Here is a 17,040-nt window from a genome sequence, read left to right as displayed (position 1 = left end):
GGCATTTGGTGTGCCTGACAACGATGTCAGGCATCATGTAATCAACGTCACAGGGTAGAGTCAAGGCAAATGCAATGATGAAGGACGGATTAATGACAACGATGTCTAATCGTTACCAGGCCGAGGGGTCCAAAAGCCGCCCCACCATGCGCCACGTCGCGGCGCTGGCCGGCGTGGGCATCAAGACGGTGTCCCGCGTAATGAACGATGAGCCCGGCGTCTCGGAAGCCACCCGGCAGCGGGTACTTGGCGCCTCGCAGCAGCTGAACTACCAGCTGGACATGGCGGCGGGCAGCCTGCGGCGCGCCGGCCGCCAGACGTTGTCCATCGGGCTGTTGCTGCCGAGTGTGGCCAACCCGTTCAGCAGCGAGATCCACCGCGCCATGGAGGACGCCCTGGCTGCCCGCGGAATCGCGGTGTTCGCGGCCAGCCTGGACGACGACGCCGAACGGGAGAAGGCCATGGTGACTGCCTTCCTGGGCCGCCGCGTGGACGGGCTGGTGCTGACGCCCATCGCGAAGAGCCAGGCGTATGTCATTCCCGAGCATTCCCGGGACCTGCCCATCGTCTTTATCGACCGCGAGCCCGTGGGCGTCGAGGCGGATGCGGTGGTCACGGACAACGCCGTCGGCGCCGCCAAGGCTGCGGCGCACCTGATCGCGCACGGCCACACCCGGATCGCGTACATGGGTGACCGCTCCGACATCCAGACGGCCCGGGAGCGGCGCCGCGGGTTCGTCGAGGAACTTGGCAGGGCGGGGATACCCACGTCCACGGTTCCGGTCCGCGAAGGGCTCCACGACGTGGAGTCGGCTCGCCTGGCCACGCTGGAGCTGCTCAGTGCGGATGATCCGCCCACCGCCATTTTCTCGAGCCAGAACCTGGTGACCTTCGGCGCCATGCGGGCCCTGAAGGAGCTGGGGCTGAACAGGCGCGTTGCCCTCGTCGGCTTCGACGACTTCACCCTGGCGGACATGATGGAGCCGGGCGTCACCGTGATTGCACAGCACCCCGACCGGATCGGAAAACTGGCCGCCGAACGCCTGCTGGCCCGGATTGACGGCGACCACGGCGCCGCGCAGACCTACATTGTCCCCTCCGAGCTCATCACCCGCGGCTCCGGCGAGCTGCGCCCGCCGGAGTAATCTGCCCAGGATTAAGCCTGCCCGGAGGGCTAAAGCCGCCCGCCGCACTAAGACTGCCCGATCCCCACGCAAATCCATCCCGACAGGAGAACCATGACCAAGACGCTCTACGCCGAATTCACCGTCAAGCCCGGCAGCGAAACCCGGGTGGCCGAAATGATGCGCGAACTCACCGAGCAGGTGCGCAACGAGCCCGGCAACCAGCTGTTCCTGCCGTACACCCGGGAAAGCAACCCCCGGGAGTACTTCGTGTTCGAGGTCTACCAGGACGCGGCGGCCTTCCAGGAGCACATCACGGCGGACTACGGTGCCCGGTTCAACGGGGAGCTCGCGGACCACATCGAGGAGGACGGGTCGGTGCTGACCTGGCTGCAGCCGGTCCACTAGGCCACGCGCCGCCCCAACCAGTACACCGCAACGCAGGGAATGGCCGGTGTCCGCAGGTTCTGCGGACACCGGCCTTCCGTGCGTTTCGTTACTCGACGCCGGCAATTACTTCCGGTACTCGGCTTACTTCCGGTTCTTGGCGGGCGCCTGTGCAGCCTGGAACATGGACTGGCTGAGCGGCGTGACCGTCAGGGACTTGAGCCGTGCGGTTCCCCCTTCGGCGAAGAGGGCCACCTGGTTGGGGACCTGCTGTGACGGGACCTGTTCGGGGAAGACCTGGTCCGTGATGGTCCGCAGGCCGTTCTGGGCGAACACCTCCACCGATGACCTGTCCACGTAGATCCGCAGCGTCACGTTGCCGCTGGCGTCCACGGCCACGGGGGCGGAGTCAACCGAAACGAAGAGCGGATGGAAGTCCGTCATGCCGGAGTTGCTCCGGTCCACATACAGTTCACCGGTTGCCTTGTCGTAGCCGATGACTGTCGACTTGCTGCCGTTCCCCAGCACGGTGATCCCGGCCTTGGACGCTGATCCGGGGGAGAAGGTCACGTCGATCCGCTGCACGTCGCCCGATGCCGCTGCCGGCAGGGCGTGAGTGCCGGCGGGAATGTTCCGGGCCCGCTTTTCGGCGTAGCTTTCCTTGGTGCCGAGGCCATCCACCTGCTGGACGGCCTTCTGCGTCAGCCGCGGACCGCTGGCAGTCTGCGTCAGAGCCACTTCACGGGGCAGGGACATGGCGCTGCGCCAGGGCGTGGTGGGAATGTTGTTGGCGTAGTCCCAGTTGTTCATCCAGCCGAGCATGACGCGCTTGTTCTGCGGCATGTTGTTGAAGGACACGGACGCGTAGTAGTCCCGTCCGTAGTCCAGCCAGTCGTAGGTCTGGACCCGCGGCGTGGCGGGCCGCGGCGAGGCGATGAACTCGTCCGCCAGGATGTGGCCCCAGCCGAAGCGGTTGTTGTCCACCACCCGGATGCTGGCCTGCCGTCCCCTGAACTCGGACACGTTCCACGACGCCCAGTCCAGGACCTCGCTGTTGGCGCCGGTGGCTGTCCTGACCACTTTGCCGTCCACCACGAGGTTGACGGTGGTTTCATCGGAACGCGGCACGGCGGCATGGTCAGTCAGCATGACGTGGTCCAGTGTGAGGTGCCCCCAGCCGCCGGTGGCCTGGTCCACGATCCGGAGCTGTGCCTGCTGTCCGGCGAACTCGGACACGTCCCAGCCCTTCCAGTTCAGGGCGCCCGCGTCATCACCCGCGAGGCTGCGCACCACGTTGCCGTTCACCAGCAACTGGGCTTCCAGCGTCTGCCCGGAACCCGCCGTGCGGTGTCCGCCGCCCACCAGCATGCTCATGAAGTTCCGGGTTACCGTGAACGACGGCGATGTCAGGGTTCCCTGCCGGTCGTCGCCGGGTGCGCCGCCCGTGTCGAACGTGTTGATCCGCTTGGCGCCGATATAGAAGTCGCCGCCGGAGGTGGACGGCTGGAACGCCGGTGCCAGATCCCCGGTTCCTGTCCACCCGGCGTCGGCCAGAGTGGAGCCGTCCGGGACCTCAAAGCCGTTGAACAGCAGGTCCCCGGGCGGCGGGGTGTTGTCCAGCTTGTCCGAGACCCGCGGATGCTGTCCGCCGCCCACCAGGAAATTGAGGTAATCGCTGTCCACGGTGAACTGCGGCGAGGTCATCGACCCCACTGGCCAGTCGCCGTCGTTGAATGAATTGATCAGCCCGGCGCCGGCAAAGCCGCTGACGCCGTTCTGCCCGGCGAGTGTGCCGGCCGCGGGTGCCGCGCCGAACGGGCCGTCCTTCGGGTTGCCGGGCTCATTGTTCACGGTCCAGCCGTTGTAGGTGCCGTCGTTGAAGCCTGCCAGGGGAGTGCCCGCGGGCAGCGCGTCGCTGGCCTTCGTGGTTTCCGACGTGAAGGTTGTGCCGTCGAAATTGCCCACGAAGTACTGGCCGGCGGAGCCTCCTGCCACGCCTCCCGGGTTGATGTTGACCACCATCACCCACTTGATGTTCGCGGGGTCGCCGTCGACTGCCAGCGGGAACAGATCGGGGCATTCCCAGAGGCCGCCCGTGGCGTTCGCGGGACCGAACTCGCTGAGCTGCGTCCAGTCCTTGAGGTTGCCGGACTTGTACAGCACCACCTTGTGCTCGGTGGCCTCGACGGCGGCCATCACCCAGTAGCCGCCCCCGCCGGGGGCGTCGTACCAGAACACCTTCGGGTCACGGAAGTTCGCCGAGTTGCGGTTGAGCACCGGGTTGCCGCTGTACTTGGTCCAGGTCTTGCCCTCGTCAAGGCTGTAGGCAAGGGACTGGGCCTGCAGTCCCTTGTGCGGCGAGGCGTCCTTGTAGGCGCTGGTGAAGACCGCCACCAGGGGCGGGTTTTGGGCAGTGCCCAGACCTGAGGTGTTGTTCTTGTCCACCACCACGCTGCCGGAGAAGATGTCCTGCTGGTCGTCGGTGGCGATCGCCAGGGGCTGCTCCTTCCAGTGCACCAGGTCCGTTGAAGTGGCGTGTCCCCAGGACATGTTGCCCCACTGGTTGCCCGACGGATTGTGCTGGAAATACAGGTGGTAGACGCCCTTGTAGAAGACCATCCCGTTGGGATCGTTCATCCAGTTCTGCTGCGGCGTGAAATGGTAGGCCGGCCGGAACTGTTCGTCGCCGGTTGCATCCGCCGCCGTTGCGGTCCCTGCTCCGGCCAGTACCGCGGCCAGGCTGAGACCCGCCACGGTCAGTGCCGTGCATAGCTGTAGTCTGCCGATTTTTCTCTGCTGCATTGTGCTGGTGTCGCCCTTCATCGCGCGTGCCTTTCCCCATGTCACATAGGTAGACAACGTTGTCAGTGACTGGAACGCTAGGGGATGTCCACAAGACAAGTCAACGGATCCGACGGCGGTACATCGGCCTGCCATTGCACGAGTGCCTTGGCTTTGCATGCACGACACCGTTGTCAGATTCGTGATGCTCGAGTTCGCCGGAAGCGCCATTGTTAGGGTGGAATCATGAAACGAAGCCTCCTCGCCCTGTCCATGCTCCCTGCCGTTGTCCTGCTGGCGGGTTGCGCCCAGGCCGGGGAAGCAGCCCAGAATGCGGCGAGCTCGGCGGTGTCCCAGGCCGCCAACGCGGCGGCCGAACAGGTGAAGGGCCAGATCTGCGCCATCATCGAGGACGGCCTGGTAAGCGCCTCGGACAAAGCAGCGCTCGCGGGCCTCGTCGCCGGGGCGGAGACAGCCGGCGTGCCCGCCGAAATCACCGGACCCCTGAAGGAGATCGCCCAGGCCGGCGACCAGGTTCCCAGCGTTTCCGTCCGGGAGCTTCAGAAGGCCTGCGCCGCCGCTTGAGGCCTGGGCGCCAGCGGAGCCTGCAATAATCGGAACCAGCAGTTGCGGGGGCGCTGAAAACGGCCGGCCGTGACGGGCACCAGCGTTAGTTTCGGGCCGATTACAGCAGACGAGGCGGACATATGAACGTTCCCAGCCAGCAGCACGCGACTTCCCATGGGATCTCTTCCCCTGCAAAATCTTCCCCGCAAACCTCGTCCCCCGAAACGTCGGTGAGCAACGGAAAGCCGGCGGCCAATACCGCGGTCAATCCCGAGCTGCTGCGCTGGCTCGCGGAGGCCTACGGCGTTGGTACGTCCTACCAGGGGTGGGACGGGCAGCCGCATGAGGTAGCAGCCGAGACACTGGTCCGCGTCCTGGCCGCGCTCGGCGTCCACGCGCACACCGACCAGCTCATCGAGCACGAACTGGCGGAGGCGGAACTGGCGCCCTGGCGCCGGATGCTGCCGCCCGCCGTCGTACTTCAGGACGGCACGCCGGGGCAGGTGAGCGTCCATGTCCCGCACGGTGCGCCCGCCCGGATGTGGGCCGTCACCGAGGACGGGCGCGAGCTGGAGGCCGTCCAGGAGGACGTCTGGGTGGAACCCCGCGAGGTGGACGGCGTTCTGACCGGCCGGGCCACGTTCGCCGTGCCGCAGAACACCGGACTGGGGTGGCACACGCTGCGAGCCGAGGCAGCCGGCGTGGTCGCGGAGACCACGCTGGTGGTGACCCCCGCGCGGCTGTCCACCGCAGCCGACCTCGAGCAGCGCCGCGGCTGGGGGCTGGCCACGCAGCTGTACTCCGTCCGTTCCAAGCGGTCCTGGGGCGTGGGCGATTTTGCCGACCTAGCGGAGCTCGCAGCTGTGGCCGGCGCACGGGGGGCGGACTACGTGCTGGTGAATCCCCTGCACGCCGCCGATCCCGTGCCGCCCCTGGAACCGTCGCCGTATTCGCCGTCGACCCGCCGGTTCTTCAACCCGCTGTACCTGCGGATCGAGGCCATTCCGGAACTGGCATACCTGAAGCCCAAGAAGCAGCTTCTCGTCCACAGCCTGATGAAGCAGGCGCGGAAGCTGAACAAGGACGCCACGCGGCTTGACCGGGACAAGGTCTACTCCGCCAAACTGGCCGCGCTTGAGCTGATCGCTGCCGTCCGCCGTTCGCCCTCGCGGCACCTCGCGTTTGAGGACTATTGCCGCAAGGCCGGCGCCGGGCTGGATGACTTTGCCCTCTGGTGCGCCATCCGTGAAGACCTCGACGCCGACGACCCGTTTTGGACCGACCCAACGGCTGCGCTCGGCTCGCCTTTGGCGGAGAAGCTCAGGGGCGAGCTGGCGGAACGGATCGAGTTCCACCGCTGGCTGCAGTGGCTCTGCGATGAGCAGCTCGAATCGGCGCAGCAGGCTGCCCGGAACGCCGGCATGCGCCTGGGCGTGGTGAATGACCTTGCCGTCGGCGTGGACCTGCAGAGCTCCGATGCCTGGACACTGAGCGGCGTTCTTGCCCCCGGCGTCAGCGTGGGCGCGCCGCCGGACATGTACAACCAGCTGGGCCAGGACTGGCACCAGCCGCCGTGGCACCCCACCCGCTTGGCCGAGGCCGGGTACAAGCCGTTCCGGGAGATGCTCGCCACCGTGCTGCGGCATTCGGGCGGCATCCGGGTGGACCACATCCTCGGCTTCTTCCGGCTGTGGTGGGTACCCGAAGGGAACTCTCCGGTTGACGGCGCCTACGTCCGGTTCGACCATGACGCCATGATCGGCATCCTTGCACTCGAGGCCCACCGTGCCGGCGCCGTTGTGATCGGCGAGGATCTGGGCACTTTCGAGCCGTGGGTCCGGGACTACCTCGCCGCACGCGGCATCCTGGGCACCTCGATCCTGTGGTTTGAGAACGACGGCGACGCCCCGCTGCCGCCCGAACGGTACAGGCTGCAGGCGCTCTCCAGCGTGAACACGCACGACCTGCCGCCCACGGCCGGTTACCTCGCCGGCGACCACGTGACGCTGCGGAACGCGCTGGGGCTGCTGGAGCGTTCCGCGGAGGAGGAGCGCCTGGAGCACAACGCCAAGCTGGAGAAAATGATCGACCTGCTCCGGCAGCGCGGCCTGCTGTCGTCCAACGACGCCGGCTCCGAACAGGAACGCATCGAGGCGCTGCACCGGCTGCTCGCGCAGACCCCGTCGGTCCTTCTCGGGGTGGCGCTTGTGGATGCGGTGGGCGAACGCAGGGTGCAGAACCAGCCCGGCACCACCTCCGCCCAGTACCCCAACTGGCAAGTGCCCCTGGCTAATTCCGACGGGGACCCTGTGCTGATCGACAGCCTCGAGGGCGACGAGAGGTTCAACTCCCTGCTCGCCGCGGTCGAGGAGGCCATGCGGGCCTAGCCGGCTGCAATCACATGCGTGGTGTGGCTGTACCGGAAGGTGACCGGTCCGCCGTCGTGGCTCAGCACGATATTTGAACCGTTCGGAGCGCCATCCTGGCCGTAATTCTCATCCCAGGAGCCGTTGATGGCCGCCTTGAATTCGTACTGCCCGGCCGGAAGGTCTGCCGTGAGTTTCCACAGCCCGTCAGCCGGATCAAAGGCCATGAACGCGGCCTCACATGCCGGCTGCCAGTCGTCCGGGCAACCCATCTCGCTGTTCAGGCTTCCCGCTACGGTGACCGAGTCCGGTTGCGGGGCGGCGCCCACCACCACGGTCCGGACATTGCTCACCACGTTCGATCCGTCGAGCTTGGCCCGGTACCGCACCTCGGTTCCGTCGGCGAGGTCGAGGGCGGCCAGGTCGTCTGTCACCGTGTACGCCGGGGACGAGTCATCGCCCGAGCCGATGGCTGTCCATGGCCCGCCAGCGACGCTCCGCTCGAAGCGGACCACGTGGCCGGACTTCTCCGGGTCGGCCGTGGCAACAACGTCCACGTTCCCCTGGACGGTGCTGCCCTCGGCCGGCTGCTGAATGGTCAGCACCGGGTCCGGCACCACAGCGGACCGCGAGGCGCTGACCGACGAGCGGCCGGCGTTGTTGAGGACCACCGCCCGGTACTCCACAGCGGTGCCGGGGTTCAGTCCGGAGACATCGTGGAAGATCCGGTACGGCGCGGTGTCGTCGGTGCCCACGCGCTCCCATTTGCCGCCCGGCGTCCTGGCCTCGAAGGTGACCTCATAGAACGAGCTGCCGTCGACGTCGGCCGCCACCCGGATCCGGCCGTTGTCCCCGGCGGTGGTGGCGGTGGCCGCGGCGGAAACGGGGGCCTGCAGCGTGACGGCGGGGGCAGCCTTTTCGCGGGGAATCCGGCCTGATGACTGGTAGACGACGGCGGACAGTGGCGGCACAGTGACGGTCAGCTTGCCGTCGGCTGAGGTCCTGGAGTTTTGGGCTGCGTCGCCGTAGAGAAGGCTGTAATTGCGCTTGGCGATGTAGGTGGGAACAGCGGCGGTCTGCGGCTTCTCGCTGTTGTTCAGCGCCACCACGTACTCGCGCTGGTCCGTGGCATCGGTGCGCGAGAAAGCGTAGATGCCCGGTCCTTCCGCGGCGTACCGGTGCTGGTGGGCGCCGTCGCGCAGGGCGGGGTGCTCCTTGGCCAGCTGCGCGAGCTCGCGGATCTTGGCGTAGAGGGGATGCCCCATGTTGAAGTTATCGGTGGCGTGCGTGGCATCCGTGCCGAGCAGGTCATCGTCAAGGTAGTCGGGCACCTTGCTGGCGAACAGCGTCTGGCGGGCGTCCTGGTCCCCGCCGGGGCCGGTGAAGCCCTGCTCATCGCCGTAATAGACCACGGGATTTCCGCGGGAAAAGTACATGAGCTCGTGGGCCAGTTCGTCCCGGGCCACCCGTTCGGCGTCGGTTGATCCGGGGTTGTCGGTGCTGATGAAGCTGCCGATCCGTCCCATGTCGTGGTTCCCCAGGAAGGTGGGCAGCTGGTAGACGTTGGAGTCCGCGTCGGTGTACCAGTCATCGCCGGCGAAGAAGGTCTCCAGCTCCCTCGCGTCCTGGCCTTTCGAGGCGAAATTGCGCGCCGCGTCCTGGAACGGGAAGTCGAGCACGGCCTGCATCCTGTTGCGGGTGGTGAACTGGCTCGTGAAGCTCGTGGACGTGTCGAAGACCTCGCCGAACATGAAGAACTCGTCCTTGCCGTGCTCCCTCGCGTAGGCCAGGATGTCCGGCCCGAACTGCTGCCAGAATTCGTCGTTGACGTGCTTCATGGTGTCGATGCGGAACCCGTCCACACCGAAGTCGCGGATCCACGTCTCATAGATGTCCGTCATGCCGGCCACGACTTTCGGATGCTCCGTGAACAGGTCGTCCAGGCCGAAGAAGTCGCCGTAGAAGGAGTTTTCGCCGGCGAAGGTGGTGTCGCCGCGGTTGTGATAGAGCGTCGGGTCATTGAGCCAGGCCGGAACCTTGAGGTTCTTTTCCGCCGGATCAAGCACCGGTGTGTACGGGAAGGAGGTTTCGGCGTCGAACTTGGGGAAGTCGGCCTGGCCTGCGAAGTCCCGGTCATCGAAGGCTTCGCCCGAGGCTGTGCGGTAAGGCTCCTTGTCCTTGGAGACGTAGCCGGTGCGGGCGCCCTCTTTGTAGCCGATGACGTCCGCAGTGTGGTTGGTGATGATGTCGAAGTACACCTTCATGCCGCGGGAGTGCGCCTCGTCGATGAGTGCCTTCAGCTCGGCGTTGGTGCCCAGGTGCGGATCGATCTGGGTGAAGTCCGTGACCCAGTAGCCGTGGTAGCCGGCGGAGTTGTCCTCGGGCTGGACCGCTTTGTTCTTGAAGCTCGGGGTGAGCCAGATCGCCGTTGTTCCGAGTCCCTGGATGTAATCGATCTTGTCCAGCAGGCCGTTCAGGTCCCCGCCGTTGTAGAAGCCCTTGCGGGCGGGGTCGAAGCCGGAAACCATCGGATCCGGTCCCAGGCCGCCCTGGTCGTTGCCGGCATCGCCGTTGCTGAATCGGTCCGCCATGACGAAGTAGAAATTCTCGCCCGTGACGGGAGTCCGGAGCGAATGGGTCCCTGTTCCCGGTTTGGTGTCCGGTTTGGTGCCCGGCTTGGCGTCCGACGGCGATACGGAGTTTTCGTTCGCACCAGCGGCTTGGGTGGGTGCGTGGGTTGGTGAGGCGTCTGTGGCCGCTTGGGCTGGCAGGGCTGACGAGGCCAGCAGGACGAGCGCGCCGGTTGCCGCCAGGGCTGCCCGCGTGGGTTTGATGGGACCGCTGGTGCGGCGCGGGGAATGCAGGCGAGGGACGGTGAACATGTTGGACCTTCCGCAAAGCAGCGTTGCTTGTCCGGGTGGGGAAGCCCGGAATCCGTTAGGGTGTCGACTGGTCCTAGGCAGGCCCGATCACCAACAGCAGCTCCTTGACGGGGCCGTATTGGGAATGACTGATCCTGTATTGGCTTTGTCGATTGCGGTTTAGCTTGCCACAATCAGCGCCGTGGGGGAACCCGCGACGAGACGCTGAACAGGGCCCTCCGGAAGGCCGGTCTGGTGGTTCAGGAGGAAGGTCGTGATGTCGTGGGAGCGCTCATGGGCAACGTGAAGCCATCCGCTGCGGACCAGGTGGTGACGGGGCCAGTCGCCGCCGCTGGCGAAGTCGCCGAGCGGGCGAAGCAGGCTGCCCTCGGCTGATGAGTCCACCTCCAGCACGCTGATGCGGTTGGAGCCCCGCACCCCTGCATACGCGAACCGCCCGTCCGCCGACAAGGCAATTTCGGCCGCCGAGTCGCCGTCGTTGGCGCCCTCGAACGTCGCTGATCCCTGCCCGATAACCTCGAACTTGCCCGATGCCGAGGCTGCCCGGGCAGCGAAGACCTCGATCGAATACTCGGATACGACGAACACAGTTCCATCGGAGTGCTGCACCAGATGGCGAGGGCCGCTGTTCTTTGGCAGCACCACCTCATGATCCAGCACCAGGCCAGTCCTGGGAACGTGGTTCCAGACGCGGAGGAGATCGTGGCCGAGGTCGGTGGTCATGATGCGGCCATCGGCGAGTACCAGGCTGGCGTGGGCACGGCTGGGGCGGTCGTCCCGGTGCGGGTCGCTGGAAGGTGCCGCCGGAAAACGGCGGGCGATCCCGCCGTCGTCCGTCAGTTCGTAGAGCAGCACTTGGCCGTCACCCCAGCAGGCGACGACCAGGAACTCGCCCTGCGGATCGACGGTGACGTGGCACGCAGCTTCGCCGGCGGCCCAGGGCTCGCCGATGGCTTCGAGCCCGAATTCTCCACGCCGCCGGTACGCCTGGACGGTTTTGGCGTTCTCACCGACGGCGTAAACCATCGGCAGCTGCAGGTGTACCGCAACGAACGACGGCGAGTCCGCCTTTGCCGCTGTCCCGCGCCAGACGAGCGTCCCATCAACGTTGGCCGATACGGCACCGATCCCGGCCCCGTGGCCGCCGCTGTCCGCGGTGTACGAGCCGGTCCAGATGAGCGTGTGGTTTTCGCTGTGGGTCATCGTTCCATCCTGCCAATAATTGCCGGATTCGGCGTCGGATAACATGGGTTTTGCAGAGCCGATTGAGTGCCGGGCACGCTTAGATGCGCCGGTTTAGTACTACCCGGGAGGTGAGAACAATTCACGCAATGCCAGCTTGGGTTCTCCCTGCCCGCCGCCTTACGGACCGCCAAGGTTAGAAGGACGTATGCACGGAGCGCCCATCATTCAGCCGAAGGACGCCTCCATGCCTGTTCAATCACCGCTTTTACGCACCACCGTCATCAGCAGGCTGCGCTCAGCCGGCTGTGTCTTTGCCGAGGACGAAGCCGACCTCCTTTTTTCCGCAGGCCTTGCCCCCGATGAACTAATGCACGCTGTGCAGCGGCGGGTCGACGGGTTTCCGCTTGAGCACATTCTGGGCTGGGCCGAGTTTTGCGACTTGCGGATCCGGGTCGAGCCCGGGGTCTTTGTGCCGCGCCGACGGACGGAACTGCTGGTTCGGGAGGCTGCCAGGCTCCTGGGGGCCGCGGGGCCAGGGCCGGCTGAGTCGGCCGAACCTGATGGCATCGTCCCGCCCGTATTGCCATCGATGCGTCCGGTTGTTGTTGATCTATGCTGCGGCTCCGGCGCCGTGGGTACGGCGCTGAAGGTACGGGTGCCCGACGTGGAGGTGCACGCTTCCGACGTTGACCCCGCGGCGGTGCGCTGTGCCCGCCTCAACATTGTGCCGGCGGGCGGTGCAGTCCATGAGGGCGACCTTTACTCGGCGCTGCCTGTTCGCCTTCGGGGCACCGTCGATATCCTCGCGGTCAATGCGCCTTACGTGCCGACAGCTTCCATCAGCAGCATGCCGCACGAGGCCCGCGTTCACGAACCGCGGGTGTCGCTCGACGGAGGGCCGGACGGCCTAGACATCCAGCGCCGGGTGATCGCGGATGCCTCGGCCTGGCTCAGGGCAGGCGGGCACCTGCTCATCGAAACGAGCCGGCTGCAGGCTCCTCATACTGCAGCGGCCATGGTTCATGGGGGCCTAAGTCCGCGGATAGCCACGTCGGCTGAATTGGACGCGACAGTGGTGATCGGGCAGCTGCTGTAACCCCCTTGGGGACGCAGTGCCTTCCACATTTGCTGCGAAGTCACGCTCTTCCCGTCGACGCTGGCGTTCCTCGGGTGTTCCGCCGGCCCGGTCTGTCTGGCGGGCGGGTTCATGTTTTGTGGTGGTGGTTTTGTCGGGGTTGTTGGCGGGGGTCGATGTGGGGTGGGGGTATGAACCAGGGGACGCCGTTTTTGACGTGGATTTTCCACTGTTCCTGGTGGATCAGATGGTGGTGGTGGGTGCAGAGGAGGACGCCGTTGTCGGTGCTGGTGGGTCCGCCGCGTGACCAGTAGGTGATGTGGTGGGCTTCGCACCAGGGGGCCGGGATGGTGCAGTTGGGGAAGGCGCAGCCTTGGTCGCGGGCGTTGAGGGCTTTGCGGATGTGGGGCGGGAAGATTCTGGTGGTGCGGCCGATGTCGAGGATGCGTCCGTGGCTGCCGAGGAGGACGGGGATGATGTCGGCGTCGCAGGCGATTTTGCGGATGGTGGAGGCGGTGACGGGGCCGGTGTAGGTGAAGGTTCCGCTGCCGGTGGCCGCGCTGGCGGGCTCGTCGGTGGGCTTGCCGGGGAGTGGTGTGGCGAAGAGGTCGGTGCCTGCCCGGTTGATGCCGGCCGGGTCGGTGCTCGCGGGGTTGGTGCTGGGGCGGTTGTCTGTCGGGGCGTCGGGTTCGATTGTCGGCGGGGTGTCTGGGCTGGTGTCAGGTTCGGGCCAGGGCTCGGTGGGCTGCCAGGTGCCTGGCAGGAGGGTGGGGCCGCTGGGCTGCCAGGTGTCTGTGCTGGTGCCGGCCGTAGGTTTGGTGTTGTTGGGGGCCGCTGGTTCGGTGTCGTTGGTTTGCCAGATGCCTGGGCCGGTTGGCGGGTGGGTGGTGGCTTGCCAGGGGGCGGGTGTTGGCCGGGGGCTGTCTGTGGGCCGGGCATCGGGTCGGTTTCTGTTGTAGCGGGGGCCGCGGGTGGCGGTGGTTTGGATGCTGTTGAGGAGGTCGCGGTAGCCGACGGTGACCATGACTTGGGGGCGGAGTCCGCCGGTGGCGGGCAGGGTGCCGGCGGCGAGGGCTGCCTTGGACGCGCCGACGAGTCCGTCGAGGCGTTGCTGGGCGGGGGTGCGTCGGTCCAGGTCGGGTTCCGGGGTGGGGGCGTTGAAGGCCGCGTCGGGGTCGACAGCGGCACTGTCGCCGTTGGTGCTGCGGCTGTCGCCGCTGCCGCTGCCGTTGCCGTTGCCATTGCCGTTGCTGTCGGTTCCGCAGGTGGTGGTGTTGGGTGTGGTGGTGCGGGGGTTGGTGGCGGTGTTCATGACGGTGGTGAGGACTTCGTATTGGTCGGTGGTGGCGCGGATTTCGAGGTGGTGGAGGCCGCCGCGTTTGTGGTGGAGGAAGACGCCTTGGCGGTGGCGGAGGTTTTCTTCGGAGGGTTCGGTGCCGTCCTGGTCGAGGGCGTCGATCCAGCGGTGGGCGATGCGGGTGAGGAAGTCGTGGTCGTTTTCGATCGCGGTTTGGGTGAGGTTGTGTTCCATTTCGGCGATCAGGGCGGGGTTGGGGATGTGGCGGACTTTGTCCAGGGCGGTGGTGATGGTGGTTCCGGCGCGGGAGGAGATGATGCCGGCGGTGAGGGCGGAGGCGGTTTCTGCGCGTTCGGGTGGCATGGGCCGGCCGGCGAGTCCGGTGCGGGGGAGGGTAGCGTTGGCGAGGGCGAGTCGGCGGCGGGCTTCGGGGGTGCTGATCCGGAGCCGGGTGCGGAGGAACTCGGCGGTGTTGTGGGCTCCGTCATCGGACGGGGACCAGCCCACCGCAGAGGCAGACGCTGACGCTGCCGGGGCTGGAGCGGGTTCGGGTTCGGTTCTCCAGCCGGTGGTCCATGCGGGCGCTTTGCTGGTGGTTTGGGCGGCGTTGATCGCCTCGGTCCGGGTCCGGTCGACCGTGCCGGCGGCGCGGACCTGGAGGTGTTCGACGCGGCGGGAGAGTTTCTCGGTCAGTTCCGCGAAATCGGCCGCCTCAAGGAAGTTGGCCGCGGCCAGTTCCTCCGGCGCTGCAGCGGTTGCCGCGTCCAGCAGGACCAGCGCCGCCTTCAGGTCAGGCGTTGCCAGCGCCGGGGACGCCAGCCCAGTAGTTGTCTCGGCAACCGACGCCGGGCCGTCCGTTTCCGGACGCTGAGTTGCAGGGCCAGAGCCCACCGCAATGGCCGCGGCAACACCGCCCTCGGAAGCCCGGGCATCCGAACGGAAGCCGGCGGCAGCACCGTCCTCGGAATCGGTCTCTATTGACGCGGCCTTTACAGGTGAGTCAGAGCGGGAACCGGCGGCGGGCGATTCGGAGGGTACGCTGCGTAGCCGGCGGCCAAGCGGCAGGGCGGCAGCGCTCGGGCCCGGGACGTCAGTCCCGGCTGCGCTGTCCGCTCGATCCTCCCCAAAGGCTTCCATAGGAAAACTATCTCAACGGGGTCTGACATTTTTGGGTGGGACCGGAAGCACTGCCCGCCGCGAAGCACGGCCAGGCGCAAAGCCGGCGGCAGCACCGCCGTCGGACGAAGATGTGTCCGCAACGGCGGTGCCGGATCCGGCAGAAGCCGGACGCCCGAAAGCGGGGACTCTATACAGCTGGGCAGCACTCAGGCCGGGCACTGCTGCCCGGCCTGGCATGCCGTCTGCATTTCCCCCGATAGCTTCCATAGGAAAACATTGTCAGAGGGGTCTGACATTTTAGTTTCGTGCCGCACCGCCAGGGATGCGGGCTCAAGGAGCCAACCTCGGAGCTACTGCTTCTCCGGATTCACGTTCGTGGCGGCTCCGGCGGGCGTTGCACCGCCCTCGTCCGTCCAGTCCTGGCCCGTGCTGGCGTTGAGCGCCGGATCGGACTCCACATCGGAGGTGCCGAGATTGACCGTTTCCGGATGCGTGCTGTGGGCGGGGACGTGCCCGCTGTCTGCGGAAGTACCGGCAGCAGACGCAGTGCCAGCGGTGGAAGTACCAGCGGCATCCGCGTGCGTGTCGCGATGCATGGCCGAGCCGAGTACGGTTCCCGCCCGGCGCGCGGCCTCGGCCAGTTGGTCCCCGACCTCAGGGGCCTTTTCCTTGACGGCTTCAGTTGCTGCCGTGACCTTGTCCTGGACGGGCTTGCTGTCCCAGATGCCGGCGGCCCGTGCTTTGAGCTTGTCGTACGCTGCCCGGCCGGACCTGGATCCGAGCACGTAGCCTGCAGCGATTCCGGCGCCGAAGAGAAGTTTGGATTTCATGATGATCTCCTACTCTTGAGGGGGATCTGTACGATTTGGTTCGGCCCGGTAGGGCCTGGGGTAGGAAACCGGCCCCGGGCGTTCCCCGGAGCCGGTTCCGGCGCTGCTTTATCCAGCGACTCTGTTTAGCGGGCTGTGCGCCTGGTAATCATGCCGTAGACCAGCAGGACAATCAGTGCGCCGCCGATCGCGAGCAGCCAGGTGGACAGCGAGAAGAACTCGTTGATACCCACTCCAAAGAGCGCGCTGCCGATAAAGCCGCCGAGAATTGCGCCAACCACGCCGAGCAGAAGCGTGATAAAAATGCCGCCGCCCTGCCGGCCGGGGAGGATGGCCTTAGCAATGGCTCCGGCGATAAGGCCAAGAATCAGAAATGCGAAAAAACCCATCTTTTATCGTTCCTTCTTCATCTAGAGGAGTTACCCGGATTGCCGGGTACGCTTCGTCCTTCTGCTCAATACTAATCATGCTTACTATTTTTTTGCCAGTCGCCTTCCCGTGAGGAGCGGATGGCAGTATGCGCCCGGGGCCGGGCGTTAGTGGCCTTGGACGTCGGAGTTTACGCCTGCCTCGGGGCCTTCATCGAGGGTGCTGATGGCGGTCAGATCTTCCTCATCCAGGGCGAAATCGAAGACGTCGATGTTCTCTTTCATCCGCTGTGGGTCAGCGGACTTGGGGATGGCCACGAGCCCCTGCTGGACGTGCCAGCGCAGCACCACCTGGCTTACAGTCCGGCCGTGCTTGCCGGCGATTCGGTTCAGGACGGGCGCGGACAGCAGTCCCGACCCCGCGCCCAGCGGGCTGTAAGACTCCGTGACGATCCGGTGCCCGTCGTTGTAGGCGCGGTCCGCCGAACGGGTCACCGACGGGTTGAGCTGGATCTGGTTCACGGCCGGGACAACATCGGTCTCCCACATGAGCTTTTCCAGATGGGAGGGCTTGAAGTTCGAGACCCCGATCGACCGGGCTTTCCCTTCGCCCTGCAGCCGCTCAAAAGTCTTCCACGTGGAAATGAATTCTCCGCGGCGGGGGAGCGGCCAATGGATCAGCAGCAGGTCCACGTAGTCCAGGTTCATGCGGTTCAGCGACCCCTCGAGTCCGGCCGCGGCCAGGTCCCCGCCCTGGAATTCCCCGTCCAGCTTGGTGGTGACGAAGAATTCCGTCCGGTCCAGTCCGCTGGCGCGGATTCCGGATCCGACGCCGGCCTCGTTCCCGTAGCGCACGGCCGTATCGATATGCCGGTACCCGGCTTCCGCAGCGCGTACGACGGCGTCGCTCACCTCCCGGTCGTTCAGCGGCCAGGTGCCAAGGCCGATCTGAGGTATCCGGTTGCCGTCGTTCAGCTCGATGACTGGTGCGAGTGCCATGCGGATGAGTCTTTCCTATCGCGGCCAGTTTGCCCAGCCCCTTCCTGGCTGCCTCGGCCG

General features: G+C 66.3%; 12 protein-coding genes. 5 read left to right on the top strand and 7 right to left on the bottom strand.

Going from position 1 to position 17,040, the window contains the following annotated elements:
* Nucleotides 1-146 precede the first annotated feature (146 nt).
* Nucleotides 147-1,145 carry a LacI family DNA-binding transcriptional regulator gene (locus R5O87_RS11555; RefSeq protein WP_410557837.1) on the top strand — a complete coding sequence of 333 codons (999 nt, stop codon included), beginning with the start codon at nt 147-149 and terminating at the stop codon, nt 1,143-1,145.
* Nucleotides 1,146-1,238: 93 nt separating this feature from the next.
* Nucleotides 1,239-1,532, top strand: a complete 294-nt coding sequence (locus tag R5O87_RS11550; RefSeq protein ID WP_410557827.1) for a putative quinol monooxygenase — start codon at nt 1,239-1,241, stop codon at nt 1,530-1,532.
* Nucleotides 1,533-1,655: 123 nt separating this feature from the next.
* On the opposite strand, the gene R5O87_RS11545 is transcribed toward R5O87_RS11550, so the two are convergent.
* Nucleotides 1,656-4,334 carry a GH32 C-terminal domain-containing protein gene (locus R5O87_RS11545; RefSeq protein ID WP_410557828.1) on the bottom strand — a complete coding sequence of 893 codons (2,679 nt, stop codon included), beginning with the start codon at nt 4,332-4,334 and terminating at the stop codon, nt 1,656-1,658.
* Nucleotides 4,335-4,538: 204 nt separating this feature from the next.
* Between R5O87_RS11545 and R5O87_RS11540 the strand changes: the two genes are divergently transcribed.
* Both R5O87_RS11540 and malQ read left to right on the top strand, forming a co-directional pair.
* A complete protein-coding gene (locus R5O87_RS11540) occupies nt 4,539-4,877 on the top strand; it encodes a hypothetical protein (protein WP_410557829.1) in 339 nt (112 codons plus the stop codon).
* Between the two features lie 122 nt (nt 4,878-4,999).
* Nucleotides 5,000-7,246, top strand: a complete 2,247-nt coding sequence (malQ, locus tag R5O87_RS11535; protein WP_410557830.1) for a 4-alpha-glucanotransferase — start codon at nt 5,000-5,002, stop codon at nt 7,244-7,246.
* Here malQ and R5O87_RS11530 read toward each other — a convergent pair.
* Together R5O87_RS11530 and R5O87_RS11525 are read right to left on the bottom strand one after the other, a co-directional pair.
* Complete coding sequence (locus tag R5O87_RS11530; protein ID WP_410557831.1) at nt 7,243-10,107, bottom strand: alpha-amylase family glycosyl hydrolase; 2,865 nt, start codon at nt 10,105-10,107, stop codon at nt 7,243-7,245. The two genes, malQ and R5O87_RS11530, sit on opposite strands and share 4 nt — an antisense overlap.
* A 159-nt stretch (nt 10,108-10,266) precedes the next feature.
* Entirely contained in the window at nt 10,267-11,310 is a 1,044-nt protein-coding gene (locus tag R5O87_RS11525) for a lactonase family protein (protein ID WP_410557832.1), read from the bottom strand.
* 226 nt (nt 11,311-11,536) lie between these two features.
* On the opposite strand from R5O87_RS11525, the gene R5O87_RS11520 reads away from it, so the two are divergent.
* Nucleotides 11,537-12,388: a HemK family protein methyltransferase gene (locus R5O87_RS11520; protein ID WP_410557833.1), complete on the top strand. Its 852-nt coding sequence runs from the start codon at nt 11,537-11,539 to the stop codon at nt 12,386-12,388.
* A gap of 109 nt (nt 12,389-12,497) precedes the next feature.
* Here R5O87_RS11520 and R5O87_RS11515 read toward each other — a convergent pair whose 3' ends face one another.
* The 4 genes from R5O87_RS11515 to R5O87_RS11500 form a co-directional block, all read right to left on the bottom strand.
* Entirely contained in the window at nt 12,498-14,801 is a 2,304-nt protein-coding gene (locus tag R5O87_RS11515) for an HNH endonuclease signature motif containing protein (protein WP_462836297.1), read from the bottom strand.
* 332 nt (nt 14,802-15,133) lie between these two features.
* A complete protein-coding gene (locus tag R5O87_RS11510; RefSeq protein WP_410556312.1) occupies nt 15,134-15,613 on the bottom strand; it encodes a hypothetical protein in 480 nt (159 codons plus the stop codon).
* A 125-nt stretch (nt 15,614-15,738) separates the two neighbouring features.
* Nucleotides 15,739-16,002: a GlsB/YeaQ/YmgE family stress response membrane protein gene (locus R5O87_RS11505; protein ID WP_410556313.1), complete on the bottom strand. Its 264-nt coding sequence runs from the start codon at nt 16,000-16,002 to the stop codon at nt 15,739-15,741.
* Nucleotides 16,003-16,149: 147 nt separating this feature from the next.
* Nucleotides 16,150-16,980: an aldo/keto reductase gene (locus R5O87_RS11500; RefSeq protein ID WP_410556314.1), complete on the bottom strand. Its 831-nt coding sequence runs from the start codon at nt 16,978-16,980 to the stop codon at nt 16,150-16,152.
* Nucleotides 16,981-17,040 lie beyond the last annotated feature (60 nt).

Source organism: Arthrobacter globiformis (assembly GCF_046536215.2).
In the GTDB taxonomy this organism is placed as follows: domain Bacteria; phylum Actinomycetota; class Actinomycetes; order Actinomycetales; family Micrococcaceae; genus Arthrobacter; species Arthrobacter globiformis_E.
Note: the sequence above shows the minus strand (reverse complement) of the source record. Positions and strands in the feature narration are given on the sequence as shown.

Coding starts and splice junctions, on each gene's coding strand:
- R5O87_RS11555 (WP_410557837.1), top strand. CDS start 147: ATGCGCCACGTCGCGGCGCTGGCCGGCGTGGGCATCAAGACGGTGTCC.
- R5O87_RS11550 (WP_410557827.1), top strand. CDS start 1,239: ATGACCAAGACGCTCTACGCCGAATTCACCGTCAAGCCCGGCAGCGAA.
- R5O87_RS11545 (WP_410557828.1), bottom strand. CDS start 4,334: ATGAAGGGCGACACCAGCACAATGCAGCAGAGAAAAATCGGCAGACTA.
- R5O87_RS11540 (WP_410557829.1), top strand. CDS start 4,539: ATGAAACGAAGCCTCCTCGCCCTGTCCATGCTCCCTGCCGTTGTCCTG.
- malQ (WP_410557830.1), top strand. CDS start 5,000: ATGAACGTTCCCAGCCAGCAGCACGCGACTTCCCATGGGATCTCTTCC.
- R5O87_RS11530 (WP_410557831.1), bottom strand. CDS start 10,107: ATGTTCACCGTCCCTCGCCTGCATTCCCCGCGCCGCACCAGCGGTCCC.
- R5O87_RS11525 (WP_410557832.1), bottom strand. CDS start 11,310: ATGACCCACAGCGAAAACCACACGCTCATCTGGACCGGCTCGTACACC.
- R5O87_RS11520 (WP_410557833.1), top strand. CDS start 11,537: ATGCCTGTTCAATCACCGCTTTTACGCACCACCGTCATCAGCAGGCTG.
- R5O87_RS11515 (WP_462836297.1), bottom strand. CDS start 14,801: ATGGAAGCCTTTGGGGAGGATCGAGCGGACAGCGCAGCCGGGACTGAC.
- R5O87_RS11510 (WP_410556312.1), bottom strand. CDS start 15,613: ATGAAATCCAAACTTCTCTTCGGCGCCGGAATCGCTGCAGGCTACGTG.
- R5O87_RS11505 (WP_410556313.1), bottom strand. CDS start 16,002: ATGGGTTTTTTCGCATTTCTGATTCTTGGCCTTATCGCCGGAGCCATT.
- R5O87_RS11500 (WP_410556314.1), bottom strand. CDS start 16,980: ATGGCACTCGCACCAGTCATCGAGCTGAACGACGGCAACCGGATACCT.